23 protein-coding genes are annotated in these 24,403 nt (G+C 69.9%); 6 read left to right on the forward strand and 17 right to left on the reverse strand.

Annotated elements, in window-relative coordinates:
- Window positions 1–175: 175 nt before the first annotated feature.
- The 3 genes from ACWESM_RS31470 to ACWESM_RS31480 are packed head-to-tail and all read right to left on the reverse strand — an operon-like array spanning window position 176 to window position 2,597.
- A complete protein-coding gene (locus ACWESM_RS31470) occupies window positions 176–814 on the reverse strand; it encodes a TetR/AcrR family transcriptional regulator (RefSeq protein WP_355078488.1) in 639 nt (212 codons plus the stop codon).
- Window positions 811–1,860, reverse strand: a complete 1,050-nt coding sequence (locus tag ACWESM_RS31475; protein WP_412808306.1) for a zinc-binding dehydrogenase — start codon at window positions 1,858–1,860, stop codon at window positions 811–813. The genes ACWESM_RS31470 and ACWESM_RS31475 overlap by 4 nt, the downstream gene beginning before the upstream one ends.
- Window positions 1,857–2,597 (reverse strand): SDR family NAD(P)-dependent oxidoreductase, encoded by a 741-nt coding sequence (locus tag ACWESM_RS31480; protein ID WP_452494862.1) that lies wholly within the window; start codon window positions 2,595–2,597, stop codon window positions 1,857–1,859. The genes ACWESM_RS31475 and ACWESM_RS31480 overlap by 4 nt, the downstream gene beginning before the upstream one ends.
- A 242-nt stretch (window positions 2,598–2,839) precedes the next feature.
- Between ACWESM_RS31480 and ACWESM_RS31485 the strand changes: the two genes are divergently transcribed.
- Entirely contained in the window at window positions 2,840–5,020 is a 2,181-nt protein-coding gene (locus ACWESM_RS31485) for a malate synthase G (protein WP_452494863.1), read from the forward strand.
- A gap of 618 nt (window positions 5,021–5,638) precedes the next feature.
- Window positions 5,639–6,154: a hypothetical protein gene (locus tag ACWESM_RS31490; RefSeq protein WP_355078484.1), complete on the forward strand. Its 516-nt coding sequence runs from the start codon at window positions 5,639–5,641 to the stop codon at window positions 6,152–6,154.
- A gap of 28 nt (window positions 6,155–6,182) precedes the next feature.
- Here ACWESM_RS31490 and ACWESM_RS31495 read toward each other — a convergent pair whose 3' ends face one another.
- Complete coding sequence (locus ACWESM_RS31495; RefSeq protein ID WP_452494865.1) at window positions 6,183–6,917, reverse strand: PaaI family thioesterase; 735 nt, start codon at window positions 6,915–6,917, stop codon at window positions 6,183–6,185.
- Window positions 6,918–7,082: 165 nt separating this feature from the next.
- On the opposite strand from ACWESM_RS31495, the gene ACWESM_RS31500 reads away from it, so the two are divergent.
- Window positions 7,083–7,841 carry an NAD(P)H-dependent oxidoreductase gene (locus ACWESM_RS31500; protein ID WP_355078482.1) on the forward strand — a complete coding sequence of 253 codons (759 nt, stop codon included), beginning with the start codon at window positions 7,083–7,085 and terminating at the stop codon, window positions 7,839–7,841.
- A gap of 12 nt (window positions 7,842–7,853) precedes the next feature.
- Here ACWESM_RS31500 and ACWESM_RS31505 read toward each other — a convergent pair whose 3' ends face one another.
- From ACWESM_RS31505 to ACWESM_RS31565, 13 genes are all read right to left on the reverse strand, one after another.
- Entirely contained in the window at window positions 7,854–8,483 is a 630-nt protein-coding gene (locus ACWESM_RS31505; protein WP_397281836.1) for a DUF305 domain-containing protein, read from the reverse strand.
- Between the two features lie 14 nt (window positions 8,484–8,497).
- Window positions 8,498–10,072, reverse strand: a complete 1,575-nt coding sequence (locus tag ACWESM_RS31510; RefSeq protein ID WP_452494867.1) for an LVIVD repeat-containing protein — start codon at window positions 10,070–10,072, stop codon at window positions 8,498–8,500.
- Window positions 10,073–10,225: 153 nt separating this feature from the next.
- Entirely contained in the window at window positions 10,226–11,140 is a 915-nt protein-coding gene (locus ACWESM_RS31515; protein WP_452494901.1) for a 3-methyladenine DNA glycosylase, read from the reverse strand.
- Window positions 11,141–11,177: 37 nt separating this feature from the next.
- Window positions 11,178–12,242 carry a hemolysin family protein gene (locus tag ACWESM_RS31520; RefSeq protein WP_355078479.1) on the reverse strand — a complete coding sequence of 355 codons (1,065 nt, stop codon included), beginning with the start codon at window positions 12,240–12,242 and terminating at the stop codon, window positions 11,178–11,180.
- On the reverse strand, window positions 12,235–13,617 hold the full coding sequence (locus tag ACWESM_RS31525) for a hemolysin family protein (RefSeq protein ID WP_452494903.1): 1,383 nt from the start codon (window positions 13,615–13,617) through the stop codon (window positions 12,235–12,237). The genes ACWESM_RS31520 and ACWESM_RS31525 overlap by 8 nt, the downstream gene beginning before the upstream one ends.
- 244 nt (window positions 13,618–13,861) lie before the next feature.
- On the reverse strand, window positions 13,862–15,298 hold the full coding sequence (locus ACWESM_RS31530; protein WP_355078478.1) for a GuaB1 family IMP dehydrogenase-related protein: 1,437 nt from the start codon (window positions 15,296–15,298) through the stop codon (window positions 13,862–13,864).
- A 110-nt stretch (window positions 15,299–15,408) separates the two neighbouring features.
- The gene (locus tag ACWESM_RS31535) at window positions 15,409–16,254 is read right to left on the reverse strand and encodes a DMT family transporter (protein ID WP_355078477.1); all 846 of its coding nucleotides are present in this window, start codon (window positions 16,252–16,254) and stop codon (window positions 15,409–15,411) included.
- A gap of 3 nt (window positions 16,255–16,257) precedes the next feature.
- Window positions 16,258–17,859: a DEAD/DEAH box helicase gene (locus tag ACWESM_RS31540; RefSeq protein WP_364436617.1), complete on the reverse strand. Its 1,602-nt coding sequence runs from the start codon at window positions 17,857–17,859 to the stop codon at window positions 16,258–16,260.
- A gap of 182 nt (window positions 17,860–18,041) precedes the next feature.
- Window positions 18,042–18,980: a M56 family metallopeptidase gene (locus tag ACWESM_RS31545; RefSeq protein WP_355078475.1), complete on the reverse strand. Its 939-nt coding sequence runs from the start codon at window positions 18,978–18,980 to the stop codon at window positions 18,042–18,044.
- A 43-nt stretch (window positions 18,981–19,023) separates the two neighbouring features.
- Window positions 19,024–19,416 (reverse strand): BlaI/MecI/CopY family transcriptional regulator, encoded by a 393-nt coding sequence (locus tag ACWESM_RS31550; protein WP_397281829.1) that lies wholly within the window; start codon window positions 19,414–19,416, stop codon window positions 19,024–19,026.
- A gap of 71 nt (window positions 19,417–19,487) precedes the next feature.
- Window positions 19,488–20,387 carry an ABC transporter ATP-binding protein gene (locus ACWESM_RS31555; protein ID WP_364436609.1) on the reverse strand — a complete coding sequence of 300 codons (900 nt, stop codon included), beginning with the start codon at window positions 20,385–20,387 and terminating at the stop codon, window positions 19,488–19,490.
- Window positions 20,384–21,475, reverse strand: coding sequence for a FecCD family ABC transporter permease (locus ACWESM_RS31560; RefSeq protein ID WP_364436606.1), 1,092 nt, complete (start codon window positions 21,473–21,475; stop codon window positions 20,384–20,386). Before ACWESM_RS31560 ends, ACWESM_RS31555 begins: the two co-directional genes overlap by 4 nt.
- Window positions 21,472–22,518, reverse strand: coding sequence for a FecCD family ABC transporter permease (locus ACWESM_RS31565; RefSeq protein WP_364436602.1), 1,047 nt, complete (start codon window positions 22,516–22,518; stop codon window positions 21,472–21,474). The genes ACWESM_RS31560 and ACWESM_RS31565 overlap by 4 nt, the downstream gene beginning before the upstream one ends.
- Window positions 22,519–22,649: 131 nt before the next feature.
- Between ACWESM_RS31565 and ACWESM_RS31570 the strand changes: the two genes are divergently transcribed.
- The 3 genes from ACWESM_RS31570 to ACWESM_RS31580 all read left to right on the forward strand — a co-directional run bounded on the left by ACWESM_RS31570 (window position 22,650) and on the right by ACWESM_RS31580 (window position 24,379).
- Window positions 22,650–23,357: a hypothetical protein gene (locus tag ACWESM_RS31570; protein WP_452494871.1), complete on the forward strand. Its 708-nt coding sequence runs from the start codon at window positions 22,650–22,652 to the stop codon at window positions 23,355–23,357.
- Window positions 23,358–23,610: 253 nt separating this feature from the next.
- Window positions 23,611–24,000, forward strand: coding sequence for a PaaI family thioesterase (locus tag ACWESM_RS31575; RefSeq protein WP_355078546.1), 390 nt, complete (start codon window positions 23,611–23,613; stop codon window positions 23,998–24,000).
- Window positions 24,001–24,076: 76 nt separating this feature from the next.
- Complete coding sequence (locus tag ACWESM_RS31580) at window positions 24,077–24,379, forward strand: urease subunit gamma (protein WP_039797870.1); 303 nt, start codon at window positions 24,077–24,079, stop codon at window positions 24,377–24,379.
- Window positions 24,380–24,403: the final 24 nt, after the last annotated feature.

Below are 24,403 nucleotides of genomic sequence, written 5' to 3' on the forward strand. Positions count from 1 at the left end.
ATGCGTTCGAGGCGCTGGGCCACCAGTTCGCGGGCCTTCTCGCGCAGCGCGGCCGGTACCCGCTCGGATACACCGGGTCGCCCGGGGCGTAGTTCCTCTTCGGTGCGGACGAACTCCGCGGCCGAGTCCAGCTTCCGCCGGTGCTCCGGGTTGGCCTCGAAATCCCAAGCCCCGGTCAGCCTTTCGTGTCCCGCGCGGTGCCGGTCACCACGCCGTCGAGCAAAGTGGTCGCGAGGATGTCGGCTATCTCGCCGGGGGAGCGGCCGCCGTGCGGGCGGTACCAGAACGACACCGTGTTCAACATGCCGAGCACGCTGTTGGTGACCACGTGGTCGTCGGTGCGCAACAGCCCCTCGGCGTGACCGGCGTCGATGACGCGTTGCCAGCACTGCTGCACCCGGTCGCGCAGGTCTTGCAGTTGCGCGGCGCGCTCGCCGGTGAGCGCGCCGACGTCGCGTAGCTGGATGGCCACCTCGCGCTGATGCCGCACGATCAGCCGCACGTGACTGTCGATCAGCTTGCGCAGCTTGGCGACCGGATCGCCGGGCCCGTCGGCGATCTGTTCGGCCTCGGTCAACATGAGCTGCGTGTAGTCGCGCAGGATCTGCCAGAGCAGCTCTTCTTTGGAACCGATGTGGTAGTATAGAGCGCCGCGCTGCACGTCGGCGCGCTCGCCGACCTCGGCCACACCGGTGCCGTGGAAGCCCCGTTCGGCGAACAGGTCGATCGCGGCCCGCACGATCCGCGCCCTGGTGTCGCTCGCGGTCGATTCGGCCGCGGGCGGACGGCCCCGCCTACGGGACGGTGCGGTCATTTCGACGGGTCCAGCACGATCTTGCCCACCCCGTCGGCCCGCTCGGCGAACATCCGGTAGGCGGCGGACCCGTCGGACATCGGAAGGTGGTGGGTGACCACCGCCTCGGGCCGCAGCCTGCCGCCCGCGGTGAGCTTCAGCAGCGCGGGCAGTTCGTACTGGATCGAACACAGCCCGATGTGGAATTCGAGGTCCTTCACCTGCGCCGCCATCATGTGGAACGGGTAGGCGCGGTTGTGGCTCACGCCGATCACACTGACCCGGCCGCCGTGCCCGACGGCGCTGATCGCCAGCTTGATGGTTTCGTCGGCCCCGACCGCCTCGATCGCGACATCCGCTCCGCCGCGCAGCGTTTCGCGGATCGCCTGCTTCGGATCGTCCGATTCGACCGGCTCAGCGCCGAGCTCGGCGGCGCGCTTGCGGCGTTCGGCCAGCAGGTCGACGCCGAGTACCCGCGCCGCGCCCATCGCGAACGCGGACTGGACCGCCATGAGACCGACCGGGCCGAGCCCGATCACCACCACGGTGTCGCCCGGCGCGATCCGGGCGCGCCGGGCTCCGTACCACGCGGTGGGCGCGTTGTCGGTGAGCACGACGGCGGCGGTGTCGCTCACCTCGTCGGGCAACTTCGCCAGATTGCCCGCGGCGTGCGGGACGGCGAGCAACTCGGCCTGGCATCCGGCCAGTGCGCCGCCGAGCCCGTAGCAGGCATCCACCGGCAACGGGTGGCGAGCGCACGCGGTGACGATCCCGGCTCGGCACTGCGCGCAGCTGTCGCAACCGGCAGAGGCGGCGACCAGCACGCGGTCGCCGACGGAGAATCCTCGGGTGTACGGCCCCACTTCCACGATCTCGCCGACGGCTTCGTGCCCGACGCCGTAACCGGCGCCCGCGACGAATCCGTGTCCGGCGTAAATGTGCAGATCGCTGCCGCAGATGCCCGCCGCGGTGACCCGGACGATCGCGCCGTCGGGGCCGGGCAGCGCGGGATCGGGCCGGTCGCCGTAGGAGATCTGTCGCGGTCCGTCATAAGTCAGCGCCTTCATCGCCATCCTCCGTCGATCGGGAGGGTGGCGCCGGTGCAGAACGCCGAGGCCTCGGTGGCGAAGAACAGCGCCGCACCGACGATCTCCTCCGGCCTGCCGACCCGGCGCAGGGCATTGTGTTCGGTGAGTTCCGCGCGCAACTCGTCCGGCCACGCCGTGGCGATGTCGGTTTCGAAAGGCCCGCACTGGATGGTGTTGACCCGCACGTTCGGCGCGAACGTCTGAGCCAGCCCTCCGGTCAGGGCGTTGAGACCGGCCTTGGCCGCCGAATAAGGGACCGCGAAGGGTTCCGGCCGGATCGCCTCGATCGAGGAGACGTTGATGATCGAGCCGCCGCCGTCGGCGGCCATCCGGCTGCCGATCAGAGCGGACAACCGGAACGGTCCTTTGAGGTTCACGCCGATGACCTTGTCGAACAGCGCCTCGGTGACCTGGTCCAGGCTGGGGTACAGCGGCGAGAGGCCCGCGTTGTTGACCAGCACGTCCACCCGGCCGAATGTGTCGTAGACAGTCTGCACCAGGGCGTCGCACCGCGACCAGTCGCTGACGTTGCAGGCCACCGGCAGGGCGCGGCGGCCGAACCGCTCGGTCACCTCATCGGCCAGCGCGGCGCAGCCGTCCAGCTTGCGGCTTGCGATCACCACGTCCGCGCCCGCTTCGGCGAACGCGAGCACCATCTGTTTGCCCAGCCCCCGGCTTCCCCCGGTGACGACAACGACCTTGTCGGTGAGTGGCACCTTGACTCCTGCATCTCCGAAAATGTTCCGATCAGTACATTAAATCCGGCGCGCGTTACGATCAAGGGGCTGTCCGGCCGACCGCCGACGGCTCACGACCCGCCGGGCGCAACGAACAGCTCACCTCGGCGTGGCGACGGATTCGGGCACAGGCATGGGCGACCCGGCGCGCGGTTACACCGCTACCCACGGGTAACATGACACTGTTTTCCCACTCGGTTTTCTCGGAAGTGAGGCAGTAGATGACAGAGCGGATTCAGGTCGGCGGGCTCCAGGTGGCACGCGTTCTCCACGAGTTCGTCGAGAACGAGGCGCTCCCCGGTTCCGGCGTGGATTCCGCCGCGTTCTGGGCCGGCGCCGAGCAGGTCATCAATGATCTCGCTCCGCGCAACCGCGCTCTGCTGGCCGAACGCGACGAGATCCAGGGCAAGGTCGACGCCTGGCACGCGGAGCACCCCGGCGCGAACTACGACAAGGCCGCCTACAAGAACTTCCTGACCGACATCGGCTACCTGCGGCCCGCGCCCGCCGATTTCCAGATCACCACCCAGAACGTCGACGAGGAGATCGCCGCGACCGCGGGCCCGCAACTCGTGGTGCCGGTGATGAACGCCCGTTTCGCGATCAACGCCGCCAACGCGCGTTGGGGCTCGCTCTACGACGCGCTCTACGGCACCGACGCCATCTCCGAGGCGGGCGGCGCGGAGAAGGGCACCGGCTACAACAAGGTGCGCGGCGACAAGGTCATCGAGTGGGCGCGCAACTTCCTCGACGACTCGGTCACCCTGATCACCGGTTCGCACATCGGCTCGACGTCCTACAAGATCGTCGACGGCGAGCTCGAGGTCGGCCTCGAGGACGGCACCAGCATCGGTCTGGCCGACGCCTCCCAGCTGGTCGGCTACCTCGGTGATCCGGAGGCGCCGAGTTCGGTGCTGCTGAAGCACAACGGTCTGCACATCGAGATCCAGATCGACCCGCAGTCCCCGATCGGCAGCACCGACACCGCGGGCGTCAAGGACGTCGTGCTGGAGTCCGCGGTCACCACGATCATGGACTTCGAGGACTCGGTCGCCGCCGTGGACGCCGAGGACAAGGTGCTCTGCTACCACAACTGGCTCGGCCTGATGAAGGGCGACCTCGCGGAGAAGGTCACCAAGGGCGAGAAGACCTTCACCCGCACCATGAACCCCGACCGCGTGTACACGGCGCTGGACGGCGGCGAACTCACGCTGCACGGCCGTTCGCTGCTGTTCGTGCGCAACGTCGGTCACCTGATGACCTCCGACGCCATCCTGGACGCCGAGGGCAACGAGGTGCCCGAGGGCATCATGGACGGGCTGATCACCTCGCTGATCGCCAAGCACAGCCTGGCCGACGACGTGCAGCTGAAGAACAGCCGCACCGGCTCGGTCTACATCGTGAAGCCGAAGATGCACGGCCCGGACGAGGTCGCGTTCACCGACGAGCTGTTCGGCCGGATCGAGGACGTGCTCGGGCTGAGCCGCAACACGCTCAAGATCGGCATCATGGACGAGGAGCGCCGCACCACGGTGAACCTCGCGGCCTGCATCCAGGCCGCCGCCGAACGTGTGGTGTTCATCAACACCGGCTTCCTGGACCGCACCGGCGACGAGATCCACACCTCCATGGAGGCCGGGCCGATGGTCCGCAAGGCGGACATGAAGTCCCAGCAGTGGATCCTGTCCTACGAGGACTGGAACGTCGACACCGGTCTCGCCGCCGGCCTGCCCGGCAAGGCGCAGATCGGCAAGGGCATGTGGGCCATGCCGGACCTGATGGCCGACATGCTCACCCAGAAGATCGGTCACCCGCGCGCGGGCGCGAACACCGCGTGGGTGCCCTCGCCCACCGCCGCGACCTTGCACGCGACGCACTACCACCTGGTCGACGTGTTCAAGCGGCAGCAGGAGATCGCCAAGGGCGGTCGCCGCGCCACCGTCGACGAGATCCTGGAGATCCCGCTGGCCGCCGCGCCGAATTGGACCGACGAGGAGAAGCGCCAGGAGCTGGACAACAACTCGCAGTCCATCCTCGGCTACGTGGTGCGTTGGATCGACCAGGGCGTCGGCTGCTCCAAGGTGCCCGACATCAAGGACGTCGCGCTCATGGAAGACCGTGCGACGCTGCGCATCTCCAGCCAGCTGATGGCCAACTGGCTGCGCCACGGCATCGTCAGCGCCGATGAGGTGGTGGCCAGCCTGGAGCGGATGGCCCCGGTCGTCGACCGGCAGAACGCGGGCGACCGGAACTATCGGCCGATGGCGCCGGACTTCGCGGGCAGCATCGCGTTCCAGGCGGCCAAGGAACTGATCCTGGAGGGCACCAAGCAGCCCAACGGGTACACCGAGCCGATCCTGCACCGCCGTCGCCGTGAGGCGAAGGCGCTGGCCTGCGTCTAGTCTCCGCGCGCCGCGAATCCCCCGGTCCCGTCGGCCGGGGGATTCGCGCTTTCTCGGGCGACCAGGAGTTTCGACTCTTGTATATCGGTCCGTTACTCTGGGGGCCGCACGAGATCGTCGATTTGTGAGGAAGATTCATGGGAAGCGTTGTGCTCGACATCGTGGCATTGGTCGTTAATCGCGCGGCGATGTTCTGGAATTGGATGGCCACCGGATCGGCGGGCTTCCCTCCGCTGTGAACGTGCGGTCCACGATCTGCTGCGAGTAGTGAAATCCCCTGGTCAGGTGTGCTGGCCGGGGGATTTCTATTCCGTCCGGAATCGGGAAACGTTCCGAATTGTTTGTTTTCACACTGATGGATCTCGCCGCCTGGTGAAGTGCGTAGTCATCGGTGCCGGAATTCGCCGGACATCTGGACCATGCGAACTCGGGCGCGGTCTCCGGAATTGGACCGCGCGGCTTTCCGCCCGCTTCCCGCGTCGCCGTGATCGCCAGTGCCCCGGGGGATTTCGCCGCCGATCCCGCGCGCGAAGCTCCTGCCCCTCGTATCTTGAACACGTGAACTCCGCAGGGTCCGTGCGCACACGGTCGCGTATTCCTCGTTGGTTCGTTCTGTGGATGGGGCTCCTGACCGCCCTGGTCGCGCTCTGCTGCGCGGCGCTGTTCTGGCAACTCGCCGCGGAGGGCACGTTCCCGACCCTCGTCGTGCTCTGGGCGGTGCTCGGTGTGCTCGGTGGGATCGCCGTCCTGTTCGGACTGCTCGGGCTGCTGCGCTACCGTGCCGTGTTCCACAGTCTCGCCTCGCCCGTGCTCATCGCGGCCCTCGTGGCGTCGGCCCTCTACGACGTCCCTGAGGACACCGGCTGGCGCCTCTCCCGCGGGATCCTCGAAGATCAAGCCGTCGACTGCGCGCACTCCGGCCACCGCAGCCGCCTCGGCGTCTACACGATCACCTTCATCACGCCCCGCGACGGCGGCTGCCTGTTCTACACCCAAACGGGTGACTCGAATTCGGAGGGCTTCGCCTTCTTCCGCGACCCGGCCACCCCACCGCACCTCGGCCCACCCGCCACCAACGGCATCGAATACGCCGCTTTCGACGGCCAGTGGTACCGCTTCGTCGACACTCACTGAGCGCGGTCGGCAGATTCGGGGGGACCGATCACCATTCGAACGGGAGCGGTCGGCGGGGCTCGATCCAGAGCGCTTCGGCGAGGGCGCACAGCGTTCCGTCGCTTCGTGACAAGGCCACGCCGACCGTGTGCTTGCGGCCGTCCGATGAGATCGGCCACCCGTAGGACAGGTAGGGGTCGCCGGCGCGGACCGGTTCGAGCTGCGTGGCGGTGAGAGCGGCGGTGACCGCTCCGGGGCGCAGGTCGCGCAGCGCCATCGCGGCCCAGCCGCCGGGGCAATCCAGAGCGGACCAGATGTTCTCGGTGGAGAGGAACCCATCGGGTCCGGCGAGCGCGGGATCCGGTGTCCAGGCGGCGATGACCATGTCGTGCGTGGACATGGCCCAAGGCGACAAGCGCAATCCACGTCCGGGCGCGCAGGCCGCACCGCAGCCGTAGCAGTGGCTCATCTTGCGCAGCGCGCCTGCGGTCGCGCTCGCCGCTCGAGCCTGTTCCCAGCTGGGCGCGGGCCGCGGCGTGACCGTGACCGTCGATGGGGACGCTTCGGCGAGTACCGCACCGTCGAGGTCGGTGAGTGACGCGCCGCCGGAGCCGTCGGCCGCCAGTACCAGCGGAGTGTCCACGGACACGCCGCGGCGGAAGTCGACGCGCACCTGCGTGGCGCCGCTCGCGGCGGCGAGTAGTCCCGCTACATACCCGCCGAACGCCACACCCGGGTATCCGCGCACGTGCGCGGGCACCTTGATCGCATCGGTCCGAATCATCTGTTGCCCAACCTCTCCCGGCCGACGATCATGACCCGGTTCAGCCGACCATACCGTCGCGGTGTCGCCGGGCCGTCGCCGGGCCACCTGTCGACGCAGGTCGAGGGGACGACGGAATATCCGACGCTCCGCACGCTGTTGCGCCGACATGTGACGAACGCTGGAATGAACGTACTGATCGTGTACGCCCACCCGAAGCCGGACTCACTCACCGGCGCTCTGAAAGACGTTGCGGTGCGCCAGTTGCGGGCGGACGGGCACGAGGTGCGGATCACCGACCTCTACGCGATGGGGTGGAAGGCCGCCGCCGACACCGACGATTTCGGCGCGGTCGAGGAGCCCAACTTCATGCTGGCCTCGGGTGTGGCCTACCGCGACGGGACGCTGAGTCCCGACATACGCGCCGAGCAGGAGAAACTGCTGTGGGCCGACGCCGTCGTCCTGCATTTCCCACTCTGGTGGTTCGGCATGCCCGCGATCATGAAGGGCTGGGTGGACCGGGTTCTCACCTGCGATTTCGCCTATGGAGCCGGGGGTAAGGCGTTGCCCAGATATGGGGCGGGCGTCCTGGCCGGGCGGCGCGCGATGCTGGTGGTCTCGGTCGGGGGCAGGCAGCCGTCCTACTCCGATCGCGGGATCAACGGCCCCGTCGAAGATCTGCTGTTCCCGATCCACCACGGCATCCTCTACTACACCGGCATGGACGTGCTGCCGCCGTTCGTGGTGCACGACACGATCCGCCTCGACGCCGCGCGCTTCGACGACGTCGCGTACGACCTGCGGCGGCGGATGTCGGAGCTGGCCGAACTGGAGCCGATCCGGTACCGCCCGCAGGGCGGCGGCGACTACGACCGGACTCTGCGTCTCGTGGCTGGTCGCGAAGCGCGGGGAGCGACCGGCTTCGGGTTGCACGTGGCGTCGTAGCCGCCCGGGTGATCAGGGCAGTGGGGTCGCTCCGCGCTGGGTGAGCAGCATGCCCATCACCCCCGCCTCCTGGCCTTGCCCATGGATCATGGAACGCGCGATCTCTTTGACCGGCCCGGAGCCCAGGAGACCGTCGGCGGCCTCGGCCATCGCGACACCGCCCTGGTGGTGGCGAAACATCAGTTGAAGGAACAGTATCTCCGCGTTCCGGCCATGTGCCGCTGCCAGATTGTCCAGTTCCGCCGTGCTCGCCATCCCGGGCATCAGCGGTGCCGTCTGCGCGGCCGTCGCCTGATGGCCATGCGCCGACGCGTCCGCGCCGTGCATCCACGCCATCGGGTGTACGGAGCTGGGCGGCGCGTCCGCCAGGCGCAGCCAGCCGAGCATGGTGCCGATCTCCAGGCGCTGTGTGCGGTCGAGTTGTTCGGCCAGCCGGGCGACCGCCGGATCGACCGAGCGATCCAGCCGCTGCACCATCAGCAGCGCTTGCTGGTGATGGGTGGTCATGTCCTGTACGAAGCCGATCTCGACATCGGTGAGCACCGGTGCGGCGGAACGACTTTCCGGAAACACCAGCGGCCGCAGAGCGGCGCCGAGCACGAGCAGCGCGAAGACCGCCGAGACCAGGGCGGCGGTCGACATCCAGCGCCGCATCGCTACGACCCGACGATCGACCGCTGGTCCGCCGGTGGCGAGTACACGTCGTCGTCCAGTCGCAGCACCATGAACCCGTTGTCCGAGCACGCGACGTACAGCTGTGATCCGCGCCATTCCGGTGGTGAGAAGCACCAGTCGGTGGACACATCGCCGAAGGCGAGGCGGCCGGTGCGCGGGGTGGTGGCATCCAAGGGGTTGAACTGTCCCTCCAGTACGGCGCGTACCGCCGGAGGGGTGCTCATAAGCGGAACGCCGATGAGCGAGGCGAGCGCGTGCGGCGAGTTCCACAGGCTCATGTTCTGCCCGGTGCGGGCGGGCGGGTTGTAGTAGGCGATCTCGCGGATGGCGTAGGGGTCGCGGATGTCGAACACCCGGATGCCGGAGGAGATCCATCCGCAGGCCAAGGCGGTCGGGTTGTCCTGCCGGTCGGCGGCGCAGTAGTGCGATTCGTAGGCGAAGGCGGAACCGCCCATCGACGAACCGATATTGCTGTCGATGTGCTGCGGCAGGTTGATCTCGAGCTTGATCTTGTTGGCCACCCTGGGCGCCGTCTCGTCGGAGATATCGATGAGTTTGACGCCGCCGGAACCGCCTTCGTCGACGGTGTAGAGGTAGGGCTTGCCGTCGTAGAAGACCGGGATGCTGTGCTGGGTCGCCCAGCCGTCCGTCCAGAACACCCGGCCCAGATGATGCACCTGCGGGTTGGGGTCGCGGCGCTGCACCGCGCTGATGTCGAGGACGGTGAATCCGCCGAGCGCGGAGATGTACATCCGATCGCCGTCCGGGCTGATGCCGAATCCGTGCGCTTCGATGCCCGTCAAGCCCTGCCACACCACATGCGGGTCGGCGGGGTCGCTCAGGTCCACCGCGCTGACGAAGCCGGGCGCGACTCCCGAGGCCCAATAGGTGTTGCCGTCGGGGGAGAAGCCGCCCTCGTGCGTGGTGATCGGCAGCGGCATCGCCAGATTCGTCCCCGGACCGGGATTGAGCAGCCGCGGATGCGCGCAATCGGAGATGTCGTAGACCGACAGGTAGCCCACACCCTCGCCGACCGGCACGCCGGTGCCGACCAGCAACTTGCGCTCGGTGTTGACCTTGAGGCTCTCCCAGGTGCCCGCGAGCATCGCGGGCTCGGTCAAAGTCGCCGTCGGACGCGGATTCGCCGGATCGGACACGTCGAGCACCTGGACGCCACGGCCCTCGCTGATCAGGTCGCCGGGAAAGAACGAGCCCAGATAGGCGCAATGCTCGAAGCTGGTGGAGGTGATGCCCGCGCCGCGTCCCGCGTAGCCGCCGACGTAGGAGATGTTGCACCGGTAGCCCTGCGTGCTGCGCCCGCTGTCGCGGTCGGCGGCGGTGACATCGCCTTGCAGTCCGCTCTCGGGGGCGGCGCCGGGGCCGCAGTCGGCGCGGGGAACCGAAGTGCGCCCGACGTCGAGGAACTCCTCGACCGCGTTACGAACGTCCGATGGCGGATCGGCCGAAGCGCTCATGGGCAGCAGCACGGCCGTAACCATGCCGATGGTGAGCAGAGCCAGCGGTTTGGCACGGCACAGTCTGGCCAACGGGCGCATCGTCGCGACCCCCCAACTTCGTCGTCGAGATTGGCTACCCAGGGTGACTGGGACAGTCACCGCTGAACTGACTGAATGGTAATGATTTCCGTCGGCCCGAGGGTGAGTTTCGTCGAATCGCAGACGATTCGCGAAGTTTTCCGGTCCGCGTGGTCAGCGCGACTGGGTCGGTCCGGTGCCGAGCGTGGCCGAATTCGGGTGCTCCGACAGGAGTTCGTCGCAGGCACCCAGGAAGACGCATCGTAGTCCGGCTGCGCGTTCCGCCAACTCGGCCTGGGCGCGGACGTACTCCGCCCGCCCCGAGGGTGTCTCGATGCGAACCGGCTGGTAGCCGAGGCCGGACAGGTCGTACGGGCTGGCGCGCATGTCCAGTTCCCTTGCGGCGCAAGCCAACTCGAAACAATCCAGGAGCAGCTCCGACGAGATCAGCGGGACCAGCTTGAAGCCCCACTTGTACAGATCCATATTCGCGTGCAGACAGCCCGGCTGTTCGCGACGCAGCTGGTCGGCTCGGGTGAGCGGCTCGGCATTGCGGCCGACGGCGTCCGGGGTGAAGAAGCGGTAGGCGTCGAAATGCGTACAGCGCAGCGACATCGAGTCGAGCACGCTGTCGGTGCCCGCGCGTCCCAGCCGCAGCGGCACCCTCTGGTGGCGGATGTCGTCGGTGCGATACACCATCGCCCATTCGTGCAGCCCGAAGCAGGACAGATGAGCGGGCCGGGACGCGGTGGCCCGCAGCAACTCCGCGACGAACGCGACGGTATCGCGGCGTTTGTCCAGGTATGCGGGATCGGCGGTGCAGAAGCCCGCAGCGCCGGAATCGGTGACGACGCGGTGATACCCCCGCGCATCGCGGTATTCGGCGGCATCGGCCATCCCGATGCCGTATCCCGGATGCCAGCGCCGCAACTGGGCGGGTTTGTGCCCGTAGTAGGTGAACAAGAAGTCGATCACCGGGTGCGACGAACCTTGCGCCCGCCGCTCGAGATAGGGCCCGACCAGATCGTCCAGCCGGGCCCGGTGCGCGGCGGCGGACTCCCGCCACCGCGCACCGGACAACACCCGCATGGTCATCGCACCCCGCGCGGGCACGCTGCCCGAATCGTCATTCGCCCACCCGATGTGTTCCGTCTCGGACGGTGCCGACGAATTCCTCCACCAAGTCCTCCAAGGCGACGATGCCGGTGGTGTTGCCCCGGTCGTCGACCACGCGGCCGAGATGGCTGTTGGTGCGCCGCAGCCGCGCCAGCGCCTCGTAGAGCGTGGCGCCCATGCCCACCGTCGGCAGCGGGCGGATATCGGTGCGCGGGATCGGCGTCCCCGGACCGGCGCTCTCGTCGGCGACCTTGTCGAGCACGTCCTTGACGTGCAGGTAGCCGACCAGCGAGCCGTCGTTCGCCCGCACCGGGAAGCGGGAGAAACCCGTCTCGGCGACCGCGGATTCGATGTCGCCGAGTGTGGTCCCGTTGCCGCGCAGCGGAATCGATCGGGTCGCGTCCAGCGGCACCATCACGTCGGCGACCACCCGGTCGCTGGTGCCGAGCGCCTGCGTGAGGCGGCGGTGCTCCTCCTCGTCGAGCAGCCCCTCCGAGCGGGACTCGCCGATCATCTCGGCCAGTTCCACCGTCGACACGGTGGCCTCCAGCTCGTCCTTCGGCTCGACCCGCAGCAGGCGCAGCGACAGGTTGGCGGCCAGGTTGTACAGCGCGATGAGCGGGCGGGCCAGCCGCAGCCACATCAGGTGCACCGGCACCAGCAGCAGCGCGCTGCGCTCCGGCCCGGCCAGCGCGATGTTCTTCGGGATCATCTCGCCGAACAGGATGTGCAGGATCACCACGATGGTCAGCGCCAGCGCGAACGCCACCGGGTGCAGCAGTTGCTGCGGCAGGCCGAGTAGGTCGAACGGGCCTTCCAGCAGATGCGCGACGGCGGGCTCGCCGACGCGGCCGAGCAGGATCGAGCAGATGGTGATGCCCAGCTGCGCGGCGGCGAGCATCATCGAAAGGTTCTCGCCCGCTCGGATGACGGTGTTCGCGTTGCGCTTGCCCTGCGCGGCCAGCGCTTCCAGCCGGTCGCGGCGGGCGGAGATGAGCGCGAACTCGGCGGCGACGAAGAAGGCGTTGCCTGCCAGCAGCACGACGGTGAGCAGGACGCCGAAGAGGTCACCCATGGCTGTGCTCCTTGGTCGCGAGGGCGTCGGCGTCCACCGGGATCAACCGGACCCGATCGATGCGCCGTCCGTCCATGCGCTCCACCCGGGCGATCCAGCCGCCGGCGCCGTGGTTCTCCGGCGCCGTCCACTGCTGCGAGCGAGGGTTGGGCAGCACGACTTCGTCGCCGGGCACCGGGATGCGGCCGAGCCGGGTCAGCACGAGGCCGCCCAGCGTCTCGTACTCGCCCTCCGGCGCGTCGTACCCGGTCGCCCGGGAGACCTCGTCGATACGCAGCAGGCCCGAGCAATCCCAGCCGTCGGAGACGCGCCGTACGTCGCGCTCCTCCTCGTCGTGCTCGTCGCGGACGTCGCCGAGGATCTCCTCGATGATGTCCTCCATGGTGACCAGGCCCGCGGTCCCGCCGTACTCGTCCACGACGAGGGCGACCTGCATGCCGTCGGCGCGGACCCGTTCGAGCACCTCGTCGCCGTCCAAGCTGGCGGGCACGATCGGCACCGGCTGGGCGAGCCGGTAGAGGGGTGTCGTCCGGCGCGCGTGCACTGGGCGGGTGAAAGCCTGCTTGACGTGCACGAAGCCGAGGGTGTTGTCGAGATCGCCGTCGATCACCGGGAATCGGGAGTAACCGGTGCGGCCCGCCGCCTCGATCAGATCGGCGATGGTGTCGTCCTTGTCGAGTGACTCGATCTTCACCCGCGGAGTCATCAGCTCCTCGGCGCTGCGCTCGCCGAACTGCAGCGAGCGGTCCATCACCTGGGCGGTGGGCTGGTCGAGCGCGCCGCGCAGCGCGGACGTGCGCACCAGGGAGCCGAGTTCCTGCGGCGAACGGGCCGAGCGCAACTCCTCGGCGGGCTCGACGCCGAGCCTGCGAACCACCCAGTTGGCGGTGCTGTTGAGGAAATGGATCATCCACTTGAACACCACCGAGAAGCTGACCATCGGTCCGGCCGTGACGCGGGCGGTGGCCAGCGGCTTGGCGATGGCGATGTTCTTGGGCACCAGCTCGCCGTAGATCATCGACAGCGAGGTGGCCAGGATCAGCGCGAGCGTGAGCGCGACGCCGCCCGCGGCGGCTTCGCTCAGCCCGATGCCGGCGAACACCGGATGCAGCAGCCGGGCCAGTACCGGCTCGGCGATGTAACCGGTGATCAGCGTGGTGATGGTGATGCCGAGCTGGGCGCCGGACAGCTGGAACGACAGCGTGCGATGCGCCTTGCGGACCATGCGGGCGCGGACGTCACCGGTGCGGGCGTGCGCCTCGACGGTGCTGCGCTCCAGGGCGGTGAGGGAGAATTCCGCGGCGACGAACAGGGCCGTGCCGACGGTGAGTGCGATGAATCCGATCAGGCTGAGCGCGGTGAGCGCGACGGACATGGTCAGCACCACCCGAACGGTGCTGCGTGACGGCCTGTGCGGAATGGGACTACTGCGGGGAGGAGGACGCCGGGTTGGTCACCCGGCTCGGTAGAGGAGCCCTCCTGTGCGGCGCCCTCGGACGCGGGTGACAACTGGATCCTTTCGCAAACGAGTCGTGGTGCCGGTGTCCGGCAACCACCATGCTACCGGCCCACGTGCCGAGTGGCGTGGGCCGGTGCCGGTGCGATTCGTGTGTCGGCGCTCACCAACCGCTGGGCAGCGGGCGGCCTTCGGCGAATCCGGCCGCGGATTGCACGCCGAGCACTGCCTTGTCGTGGAACTCGGCGAGCGTCCGTGCTCCCGCGTAGGTGCACGCGCTGCGCACACCGGAGCAGATGTGGTCGATGAGGTCCTCGACGCCGGGACGCTCGGGGTCCAGCCGCATCCGCGAGCTGGAGATGCCCTCTTCGAACAGTCCCTTGCGCGCTCGGTCGAATTCGCTGTCGGAGGCGGTGCGGGCGGCGACGGCCCGCTTGGAGGCCATGCCGAAGCTCTCCTTGTACGCGTTGCCGTCGCGATCGACCCGCAGGTCGCCGGGGGACTCGTAGGTACCGGCGAACCAGGAGCCGATCATCACGTTGGACGCGCCCGCGGCCAGCGCGAGCGCCACGTCGCGAGGATGGCGCACGCCGCCGTCGGCCCAGATGTGCACGCCGAGTTCCGCGGCGGCGGTGGCGCATTCGGCCACCGCGGAGAACTGCGGGCGGCCGACGCCGGTCATCATCCGGGTGGTGCACATGGCGCCGGGGCCGACACCGACCTTGACGATGTCGGCGCCCGCCGCCGCGAGATCCCTGGTGCCCTCGGCGGAGACGACGTTGCCCGCGACCAGCGGGACTCCGAGCCCGAGATCGCGCACGGCGGTGAGCGTTTCGAGCATCTTGGCCTGGTGTCCGTGCGCGGTGTCGATGACCAGCAGGTCGGCGCCCGAATCCACGAGGGACTTGGCCTTGGCGGCCACGTCGCCGTTGATGCCGACCGCGGCCGCGACGCGCAGCTTGCCCGCGGCGTCGACGGCGGGCTGGTAGATGCCCGCGCGCAGGGCGCCGGTGCGGGTGAGCACGCCGGCCAAGGTGCCGTCCTCGGCGGTGAGCACGGCGAAGTCGGCGTGCTCGGCGTGCAGCAGGTCGAACAGGTCACGCGGGGTGGTGGTCGCGGGGGCCCGCACGAAATCGGTGACCGCGACCTCGCGGAGCCGGGCGAAGCGGTCGACGTCGGCGCAGGCGGCCTCGGTCACCACGCCGACCGGGCGTCCTTCGTCCACCACCACGACCGCGCCGTGCGCGCGCTTGTGCATCAGGGCGACCGCCTCGGAGACCGAACGGTCGGGGGCGAGGGTGACCGGGGTGTCGGCGGTGAGCGAGCGGCTCTTGACGAAGGCGATGGTGTCGGCGGCCGCGGTGATCGGCAGGTCCTGGGGGAGGACGACGATGCCGCCGCGGCGGGCCACCGTCTCGGCCATTCTGCGCCCGGCCACGGCGGTCATGTTCGCCACGACGATGGGAATGGTGGTGCCCGACCCGTCGGTCGTCGACAGATCGACGTCGAAGCGCGACGCGACGTCCGTCCGATTCGGGACGAGGAAGATGTCGTCGTAGGTGAGGTCGTACGGCGGCTGATGACCGGGAAGAAAGCGCACTCGACCGATGATATCCGCGCGCCGACGGGTGTGCGCCGTTCTGCCCGGGGCTCGACAGTGCGGATATGCGGTGCGTCGTCTGTCCCGTCGGCCTTTCTTCGCCGGTGGGCTCAGGCGGCGGCTTGCGAGCGGGAGAGCATGATCGTCGCGGCGGCCATGACGAGCACCGCGCCTCCGGTGATGACCAGTCCCGCGGTGTCCGTCCGCAACCGCTCGTCCAGCACGGCGATGCCGATGAACGCGGCGGCCAGTGGCTCGACGACCGTGACGGCGGGCAAGGAGGCGGTCAGCGGTCCCGCGTGATAGGCGCGCTGCTGCAGGTAGACGCCGGTGACACCGGCCCCGATGAGTGCCCAGGTCTGCCAGCCGCTGAGCACATCCCCGAGACCGTGCTCGAACAGGTCGGTGACGTAGTCGGTGAGCGCGGCGGCGAGTCCGTAGAGGGCGCCGCTCGCGGCGCCGATCAGCAGCGCGCGCCACGCCGGGTCGCGCGCGGCGATGCCACCGGCGGTGGCGGCGGCGATCAGGCCGAGCAGGATGCCCAGGGGCACGAGCCAATCTCGCAGCGGCGCATCGGTGTTGCCCTCGGTCGGATTGCCGACGAGCAGGAAGCAGGCCAGCGCGGCGGTCAGCGCGAGGGCGGTCGCCCAGGTGCGCGGCGCCACGCGGCGGTCGTTGAGCCGGGCGGACATCGGTAGCGCGAACACCAGCGCGCTCACCAGGATCGGCTGCACCAGCAGCACCGCGCCCAAGGTGAGCGCGACGACCTGCATGGCGTATCCGCCCGCGTCGCCGACGACGCCCGCCCACCAGCGCGGGGTGCGCATCAGTGAGCGGATCAGCGACGCGCCCTCCGGCACCGCGGCCGCCGCGTGCTGTTGCGCCACCGCGGCGACCGCGAACAGCAGCGCCGCGAGCAGGGCGCAGAGGACGGCGGCTGCCGCGTGAGTCGACACGCTCTAGTTTGCTCCGCGATTGCCCCGCTGCGGTGACTGCTGCGCGCGTACGGCGCGTCGCCGTGTCCGGCCCGGCGTGTCGCCGGAGGCGTGCCCTGCGGCGCGTCCGGAGAATCCGCCCGCCGCAGCGGAACGGCGGGGGGACGCACCCTCGACCGAACCCGCACTGTGCCCGGCGGAGCTGCCGGTGGCGGGCTTCCCGGCGACTTTCGCCTGGCCGCGACGACGCCCCGGCGCGGTGACCGATTCGCCACCACGGCTCGGCATCGAGCCCGATCGGGACTGCTTCGCCGCACCGGCGCCGCGGCCACCGGCCTGAGCTGTCTCCGCACGCCGGTTCGCTTGACGTCGTGCGGGTTTCGTCGCCGGGGTGGTCGCGGGCGCGGCGGAAGCCGGAACCACCGGAGTTCCGGACGGGCGGCGGGCGCCGGTGATCTCGACCAGGGTGCGGTCGCCGGGACGGACCGCGACTCCGTCCACTTCGACACCCGCCTTACGGGCCATCGACTCGACGTCGCGGCGCTCTTCGTCCATCACCAGCGTGACGACCACGCCGTCCTCACCCGCGCGGGCGGTGCGCCCGGCCCGGTGCAGATAGGCCTTCGGCTCCGGCGGCGGATCGACATGCACGACGAGGGAGATCCCGTCGACGTGGATGCCGCGCGCGGCGACGTCGGTCGTGACCAGCACCGGCACCGAGCCGTCGGCGAACGCGGCGAGGGTGCGGGTGCGATTGTTCTGCGCCTTGCCGCCGTGCAGCGCGCCCGCGGCGATGCCCGCCCCGCGCAGCTGTTTGGCGAGCCGGTCGGCGCCGTGCTTGGTACGGACGAACATGATGGTCAGCCCGTCGCGGGCGGCGATCTCGGTGGCGACCGCCCGCTTGGTCACCTTGTCGCCGACGTAGAGCAGGTGATGCGACATCGTGGTGACCGAGGCCGACGGCGGTGCGGTGGAATGCGTGACGGGGGAGCGCAGGTAACGCTTGACCAGCTTGTCGACCTCGCCGTCCAGCGTGGCCGAGAACAGCAGGCGCTGACCGTCGCGCGGCGTGCGGTCGAGCAGCTTGGTCACCTGCGGCAGGAATCCCATGTCGGCCATGTGGTCGGCCTCGTCGAGCGCGGTGATCGTCACGTCGGACAGATCGGCCGATCCCTGGGTGAGGAGGTCGGCGAGCCGTCCGGGCGTGGCGATGAGCAGGTCGACGCCGCGGGCGAGCCGGTCGGCTTGGCGTTTGATCGGGGCGCCGCCGACCACCGAGGCCACGCGCAGGCCGAGCGAAAGCGCCGGTTCGTCCAGTGCCCGCTCGATCTGTGCGGCCAGCTCGCGGGTCGGCACCAGGACCAGTCCGCGCGGGCGGCCCGGCTTGGCCGCGGCGCCGGCCAGCCGGGTGAGCATCGGGAGGCCGAAGGCCAAGGTCTTTCCGGAACCGGTCGGCCCGCGGCCGAGCACGTCCTTGCCTGCCAGGACGTCGGGCGTCGTGGCGGCCTGGATCGGAAACGGCGTCTCGATGCCGTCGCGTCGCAGTGCCTGGACGAGCACGGCGGGCAGGCCCAGACCCGCGAAGGTCGCGGGGGGCGCCGCGGCGACGGTGGTCGAGGGGGTCACGAGGAGGATGTGCCTTTCGTCGCACGGCGCGTTCCACGCGGATCGCGCTGTTCGGTGGGATGGAGAACGGTGCGCGATGCGGTTTCACCGCGCGGTGGCGCGGGCGATGACGCGCGCCGGGTAAAGCGAGAGGATGCGGCCGACCGGAGGCGGGCCGAAGGTCCAGGATACGTGCCGGGGAGTCAGCCGTGGAACAGCCGACTCAGTTCCACGAGCCAGGGTACGGCCACGGCCTGCGTCGGCACCACCAGGATGGCGGCCGAGCCGAGGTAGGCGGCCGTGGCGATGCGCAGGTCCCCGATCCGGCCGCTCAGCCGCTGGATGCGGATGAGCGTGGTGGGGCCGCCCGCGGCGAGCGCGCCTTGCGGCGCGGTGGACTTCGCGCAGGCGACGAGGGCGCGGGCCAGCGGCTTCGGTCCGGTGACCTTGACCGCCGAGTCGTCCGCGAGTAACTCGATGAGCAGTTTCACCGAGCCGAGCGCCGCCTTGCTGCGCACCACCCGGGGGAACGCCTCGTGCACGGCCGTGAACGCCTCCAGCACGAGATCGTGCCTGGCCCGCAGGTGCGAACGTTCGTGGCTGACGATGGCGGTGACCTCGGCGTCGGCGAGATTGGTCAGAGTGCCTTCGCTCAGCACGACGCGCTGGCGCAGGCCGGGCAGGCAGTAGGCGATGGGCTCGGTGGCGGCCAGCACCCGGATGTCGGCCGCGCGCCGGTGCGGACCGCTCTGGTCCAGCAGGTCGACGAGCATGCGGTGGCGCGACCGCCGCCTGCGGGTGTGCACGCCGACCCGGATGATCGCGTAGATCAACCGGGCGCCGATCAGCAGCGTGAGCGCGAAGACGAACACGTACGCCAGCCACAGCGGCAGGCCGAGCGCGTCGATCTCCCTGGTCGGCGCGGTGGTCGGGCGGCCGTCGGGACCGGGCACGAGCAGCTCGGCGGCGATGGCCAACCCGGAGCCGAACGCGCTGAGCACGGCTGCGAGCGCGATGGCCTGCCAGAGCACCAGCGCTGCTCGGGGCGTCCGGTAGGTCCAGGTCGCCCGGCTGAGCAAGGCCGGGGCAGGCCCCGCGAGAAGCAATGCCAGTCCGGCGAATACCGGCGCGGTTGCGTTCATCGACTCAGCTCACTGCGTTGTGGGGCCAGGGCGCCCGAGGAGTCTACTGCGGCGGGGGCGTCGAGTCCTCGGTTGCTTCGAGCTTAGCGAGTGCTTCGCGCAGAGCGGCAGCCTCGTCCTTGCCGACCTGTTCCACGAAGTGCACCAGGGCCGCGGCGCGGCTGCCCGCCGCGTCGGCCTGTTGCAGGGCGTCGACCATCAGGCTGGCCACGAGTTCGTCGCGGGTGTGCACCGGCGCGTAGCGGTGCGCGCGGTCGTCGCGCCGCTGGACCACGAGGTTCTTCTTCGCGAGGCGTTGCAGCACGGTCATCACCGTGGTGTACGCGAGCTCACGGCGTGCGGCGAGCGCCTCGTGCACCTGCCGGACCGTTTGTGGTTCGTCGGCCGACCACAACTGGTCCATGACCGCTTTCTCGAGTTCACCAAGACCTGCCATTCCCTAATTTTAGGTACTCAACGACGAGGATGCGTACTACAGGGTGTCGTAACTATGGAATAGCTGGTGTGTCATTTCTCATACGGCGCGGTCTCGGGCGTTGTGGCAGCCGGTCCGCCCACCTTTCCGCGCACGTGCCTGGCGCCGATCGGCACGATCATCGGGCGGCCCGACACCGGGTCCTCGAGAACCTTCGCGTCCAGGTCGAACACTTCGCGCAGCAGCTCGACCGACACCACCTCGCCGGGGGCGCCCGCGGCGACCACGCGTCCGTCGCGCATGACGACCAGCTGGTCGCTGTAGCGGATCGCGAGATTGAGATCGTGCAGCACCATCACGACGGTGCGGCCGAGATCGGCGTGCAACCGGTCCACCAGGTCGAGCACCTCGATGGAGTGCGCCAGGTCCAGATAGGTGGTCGGCTCGTCGAGCAGCAGGATGTCGGTGCCCTGGGCCAGCGCCATCGAGATCCAGGCGCGCTGGCGCTGGCCGCCGGACAGCTCATCGAGCGGCCGGCCAGCGAGGTCGGCGATCCCGGTTTGGTCCAGCGCGGTCGTCACCTCGGATTCGTCGGTGCCCGACCACTGCCGGAACCAGGACTGGTGCGGGTGGCGGCCGCGGGCGACCAGATCGGCGACGGTGAGCCCTTCCGGGGCGACCGGCGATTGCGGCAGCATGCCGACGATGCGGGCGACGTCCTTGGTCTTCATCGTCGAAATAGCCTTGCCGTCCAACAACACTCGGCCTTCTCGGGGGCGCAGCAGGCGGCCGAGCGAACGCAGCAGGGTGGACTTCCCGCAACCGTTGGGCCCGATGACGGTCGTGACGACGCCGGGAGCGACGGTCAAGCTCAGCCCGTCGACGATCACCCGGTCGCCGTAGCCGAGTGTGACCGCCTCGGCGCCGAGCCGGTGCGCAGGAGCGCTCGCTCGCTCCGTGGCGTCAGGGGCGGTGATGTCCGCGATCGTCATGACAGCGTGGCCTTCCGGTTCATACGCACGAGCAGGTACAGCAGGAACGGCCCGCCGAATGCCGCGGTCACGACGCCGAGGGGTAGGTCGACCGGAAACGCGGTGCGGGACACGACATCCGCGCCGACCACCAGGACGGCGCCGGTCACCGCGGCGCCGACCAGCGGCTCGCCCGGTGTGCGCAGCAGGCGTCGTGCGATCTGCGGCGCGGCGAGGGCGACGAAACCGACCGGCCCGACGGCGGCGGTGGCCACCGAGGCGGCCACGACCGCCGCTCCGATCAGGACGGCCTGCTGGGTCTGGATGCGCACCCCGAGCGCACGCGTGGTGTCGGAGCCGAGGCGCAGCGCGGCGAGCGTGCGGGCGGAGGCGAGCGCGACGAGCGCGGCGATTCCCGCGGCGATCGCCGCGGGACCCAGGCGCGCGTTGTCGGCCGCGTTGAGCGATCCGTTCAGCCACAACTGCACGCGCTGGGCATCCGCCAGGCTGGCGCGGGTGAGCAGCCAGCTGATCCCGGCGGTCAGCAGGGCGTTCACGCCCACGCCGATCAGCACCAGCCGCAGCCCGGTGGCGCCGTACGCGCCGGTGGCGGTGCGTCCCCAGGCGAGCAGGTAGATGGCGACGGCGGTGAGCAGCCCGCCTGCCAGGGCCGCCACCGGCGCGCCGACCGAAGCGGCCAGGCCGGTGCTCGCGCCTCCGGTGCCGACCAGCACCGCGACCGCCCCCAGGCTCGCGCCCGAAGTGATGCCGAGCATGTCCGGCGCGGCCAGCGGGTTGTGCAGGATGGACTGGGTGACAGCGCCCGCGAGCCCGAGCGCGAGGCCGACCACGAGCGCGGTGAGCGCGCGCGGCAGCCGGGACTCCAGCACGATGAACCGCTGAGCCCTGGTGCCGCCGCCGGTCAAGACGTCCAGCACGCGCCCGAGCGGTAGACGGGACTCGCCCACCGCGACGTCCAGGCACAACAGTGCGAGCGCCAGCGCGATCAGGACCGCGACGATCAGGATCATCCGCGGTCGCAGCACCGTCGACACCGGCCCGACGCGCAGCGCGGGGCGGGCATTCGAGGCTCGCAGCGAGACCGTCACAGGTTCACCAGCTTTCGCCTGCGCACGAACGCGAGGAAGAACGGCACGCCGAGCAGGGCCACCACTACGCCGACCTCCAGTTCGCCGGGGCGAGCCACCACCCGGCCCGCCACATCGGCGATCAGCAGTAGCAACGCGCCGAGCAGCCCGGAATAGGGAATCAGCCAGCGATGGTCGGGCCCGGTGATCGTCCGCGCCAGATGCGGCACGACCAGGCCGAGGAAGGCGATCGGCCCGACCGCCGCCGTCGCCGCGCCCGCCAGCAGCACGACGGCCGCCAGGCCGAGCGCGCGGCTGCGGCCGACATGCACGCCGAGCCCACGCGCGACGTCGTCGCCGAGGCCGATCAGATTCAGTCCGGGCGCCGCCAGCACCGCCAGCAACATGCCCACGGCCAGGAACGGCAGTACCTGCCAGAACACCGCGGCGTCGCGGCCGGCGACGGCGCCGATCACCCAGAACCGGTAGGTGTCCAGCGCGGCGGCGTCGAACAGCACGACGGCGTTGGTCATGGCCTGCAGGAACGCGGTGACCGCCGCACCCGCGAGCACGAGGGTCAGCGGGCTCGCCTTGCCGCCGCCCACGGACGAGGTCGCGAACACCGCCACCCCCGCGATCAGCGCTCCGGCCAGCGCGAACCAGATGTATTGCTCCGGCGCGGCGAAGGCGAACAGGTACACGCTCAACGCGGCCAGGAACGCCGCACCCGCGTTCAGTCCGAGCAACCCGGCGTCGGCGAGCGGATTGCGGGTGTAGCCCTGGACGAGCGCGCCCGCGATTCCCAAGGCCGCCCCGCAGACCAGTGCCAACGCGGTGCGCGGCAGCCGCAGCCCTCGCACGATCTCTTCCTCGGTGGAACCGGCTGCGCAGGTGAAGGGTCCGCCGGGGCAGGTGAGCGCATGATGCACGGCGTCGTAGACGGTCCCGGGCGCGAGCGAGCGGGCGCCCACCGCCACGCCGGCCAGCACGGCGAGCAGTAGCAGGACGGTCGAGACGAGAAGTCCGGAAAGACGTCGCCGCCTCACGGTGGCAAGAGAAGTCACGGCGACGAGCTGCTCCTGAAATCAGCGATACGGTTGCTAGGTCTGGTAAGCCTAACCTATCTTCGCGGACAGACGGGCATGGCCGAATGTCCGCCGCGCCGCGCGACGGAGCCGATCCCCGAGGAGGTTCGATGACCGAGCTCATCACCACGCCACATCGCTCGACGACGGAGTTCGGACGCGCCTGTGCCCGGCTGCGCGCGCTGCAACCGGAGCACCCGCGGGTCTATGCCGTCGCCGCGATCGCCGAGCAGGGCAAACGACGGTGGTGGCAGCTGGCGGACGGAGTGCGCGAGGGGCGCGTCGAACTCATGTACCGGCGGCATGCCGCGGAGATGATCAGTGCCGGCATCGCGGCGGAAGTGGTTGCCACGGCGCTGATCCACGCGATAGTCGGTCGGGTGGTCGCGCTGCTCGTGGCGGAAGGGCGGGCCTGGGATCCGGGCTTGGAGAACCTATGGATCCATACCGACAACGACGGCGGAATCGACTGGGCGGGCTTGTCGGACACCACCATTCGCGTGATCGACGGTGATCCGCTTGCGGGCGGTCCCGGTGTGGTCGCCTTGCCGTGCCCGGAGGCGATGTACGTCTGGCTCGCGCATCGCTGCGAGCCCGCGCTGACCGTCGTCCAGCGGAACCTGACTCGCTGCTCCGGTTTGAGCGCCGGGCGATTCTGGTCCCTCGTCGGTGAATCCGTCGCGGGCGCTTCGACTTACGTGCCCGATCTGGCGCGGACCGATTCCGTCACCGGCGCGCGTCGTGGCCAGGCGCTCTTGGCGGCGATGGCCGAGCGCGGGCTGCCCGTGCGGCGGTCGGGTTCTTGCTTAGTTAGGTAAGCCTGACCTATACTCATCTCCGGCGTACGGATCGCGTGAGAGTCCCGAGGGCTGCGGTGACCCCCGATCCCGTGCCGCGGCGGGCTCCACTTCCGGTGGGGCCCGCCGCTCTGTGTCGATCTCTTCGGCGGGGCACCGCCCTGGCCTGCGATGAGGCCGCGGCGTTGCGCGCAGGGTGCTGTGCGACAGTGAATACATGACACAGCAGGAGACTCGCCAGGTCGGCTCGCTGGCGGACGTCACGCCCGAGCAGATGAACGCTTACAGCGAAGGCACCTTCGCCGACCTGATCGGCCTGCGCTACACCGAGCTGAGCCCCGATCGCGTGCGTGGCGAGTGGGTCGTGAAACCGCACCTCTACCAGCCCGCAGGCATCCAGAACGGCGGCGTGTACTGCACCGTCGTCGAGACGCTCGCCAGCATCGCCGGCGGTGTCTGGTTCGGCGACCAGGGCACGGTCGTCGGCGTGAACAACAACACCGATTTTCTGCGGGCGGTGCGCGAGGGCACCCTGACAGGCGAGGCGACGCCGCTGCATCGGGGCAGGCTGCAGCAGCTGTGGCAGGTCGTCATCACCGATGAGCAGGGCCGCACCGTGGCGCGCGGTCAGGTGCGACTGCAGAATCTGCCGCATCGGTCCTGACCGCTCGACCGGCGACGGCGGAACGGGCGTGCCAGAATGTGCGTCACCCGTCACTGTGAACCGGTGAGGAGCCCGGATGCGACTGTCACCGCATGAGCAGGAGCGCCTGCTGCTCAGCTACGCCGCCGAGCTGGCCCGGCGCAGGCAGGCGCGCGGACTCAAGCTGAACCATCCCGAGGCGGTCGCGCTGATCACCGACCACGTGCTGGAAGGCGCGCGGGACGGGCGCACCGTCGCGGACCTGATGTCCTCGGGACGGACCGTCCTCACCCGCGACGACGTGATGGAAGGCGTGCCGGAGATGATCCCCGACGTCCAGGTGGAGGCGACCTTCCCGGACGGCACCAAGCTCGTCACCGTGCACCACCCGATCGGATAGGCGGGCGGTATGCGGTTTGCGAGC

This window comes from Nocardia sp. NPDC003999, from assembly GCF_053604885.1.

Bases quoted from the DNA above. Each gene is read 5' to 3' on its own strand.
- ACWESM_RS31545 (WP_355078475.1), bottom strand. From the start codon at position 18,980: ATGAACGCAACCGCGCCGGTATTCGCCGGACTGGCATTGCTTCTCGCG.
- ACWESM_RS31575 (WP_355078546.1), top strand. From the start codon at position 23,611: ATGAACGCTTACAGCGAAGGCACCTTCGCCGACCTGATCGGCCTGCGC.
- ACWESM_RS31570 (WP_452494871.1), top strand. From the start codon at position 22,650: ATGACCGAGCTCATCACCACGCCACATCGCTCGACGACGGAGTTCGGA.
- ACWESM_RS31475 (WP_412808306.1), bottom strand. From the start codon at position 1,860: ATGAAGGCGCTGACTTATGACGGACCGCGACAGATCTCCTACGGCGAC.
- ACWESM_RS31490 (WP_355078484.1), top strand. From the start codon at position 5,639: ATGGGGCTCCTGACCGCCCTGGTCGCGCTCTGCTGCGCGGCGCTGTTC.
- ACWESM_RS31550 (WP_397281829.1), bottom strand. From the start codon at position 19,416: ATGGCAGGTCTTGGTGAACTCGAGAAAGCGGTCATGGACCAGTTGTGG.
- ACWESM_RS31580 (WP_039797870.1), top strand. From the start codon at position 24,077: ATGCGACTGTCACCGCATGAGCAGGAGCGCCTGCTGCTCAGCTACGCC.
- ACWESM_RS31515 (WP_452494901.1), bottom strand. From the start codon at position 11,140: ATGCGGGTGTTGTCCGGTGCGCGGTGGCGGGAGTCCGCCGCCGCGCAC.
- ACWESM_RS31485 (WP_452494863.1), top strand. From the start codon at position 2,840: ATGACAGAGCGGATTCAGGTCGGCGGGCTCCAGGTGGCACGCGTTCTC.
- ACWESM_RS31470 (WP_355078488.1), bottom strand. From the start codon at position 814: ATGACCGCACCGTCCCGTAGGCGGGGCCGTCCGCCCGCGGCCGAATCG.
- ACWESM_RS31505 (WP_397281836.1), bottom strand. From the start codon at position 8,483: ATGTCGACCGCCGCCCTGGTCTCGGCGGTCTTCGCGCTGCTCGTGCTC.
- ACWESM_RS31510 (WP_452494867.1), bottom strand. From the start codon at position 10,072: ATGCGCCCGTTGGCCAGACTGTGCCGTGCCAAACCGCTGGCTCTGCTC.
- ACWESM_RS31525 (WP_452494903.1), bottom strand. From the start codon at position 13,617: ATGTCCGTCGCGCTCACCGCGCTCAGCCTGATCGGATTCATCGCACTC.
- ACWESM_RS31520 (WP_355078479.1), bottom strand. From the start codon at position 12,242: ATGGGTGACCTCTTCGGCGTCCTGCTCACCGTCGTGCTGCTGGCAGGC.
- ACWESM_RS31495 (WP_452494865.1), bottom strand. From the start codon at position 6,917: ATGATTCGGACCGATGCGATCAAGGTGCCCGCGCACGTGCGCGGATAC.
- ACWESM_RS31500 (WP_355078482.1), top strand. From the start codon at position 7,083: ATGAACGTACTGATCGTGTACGCCCACCCGAAGCCGGACTCACTCACC.
- ACWESM_RS31555 (WP_364436609.1), bottom strand. From the start codon at position 20,387: ATGACGATCGCGGACATCACCGCCCCTGACGCCACGGAGCGAGCGAGC.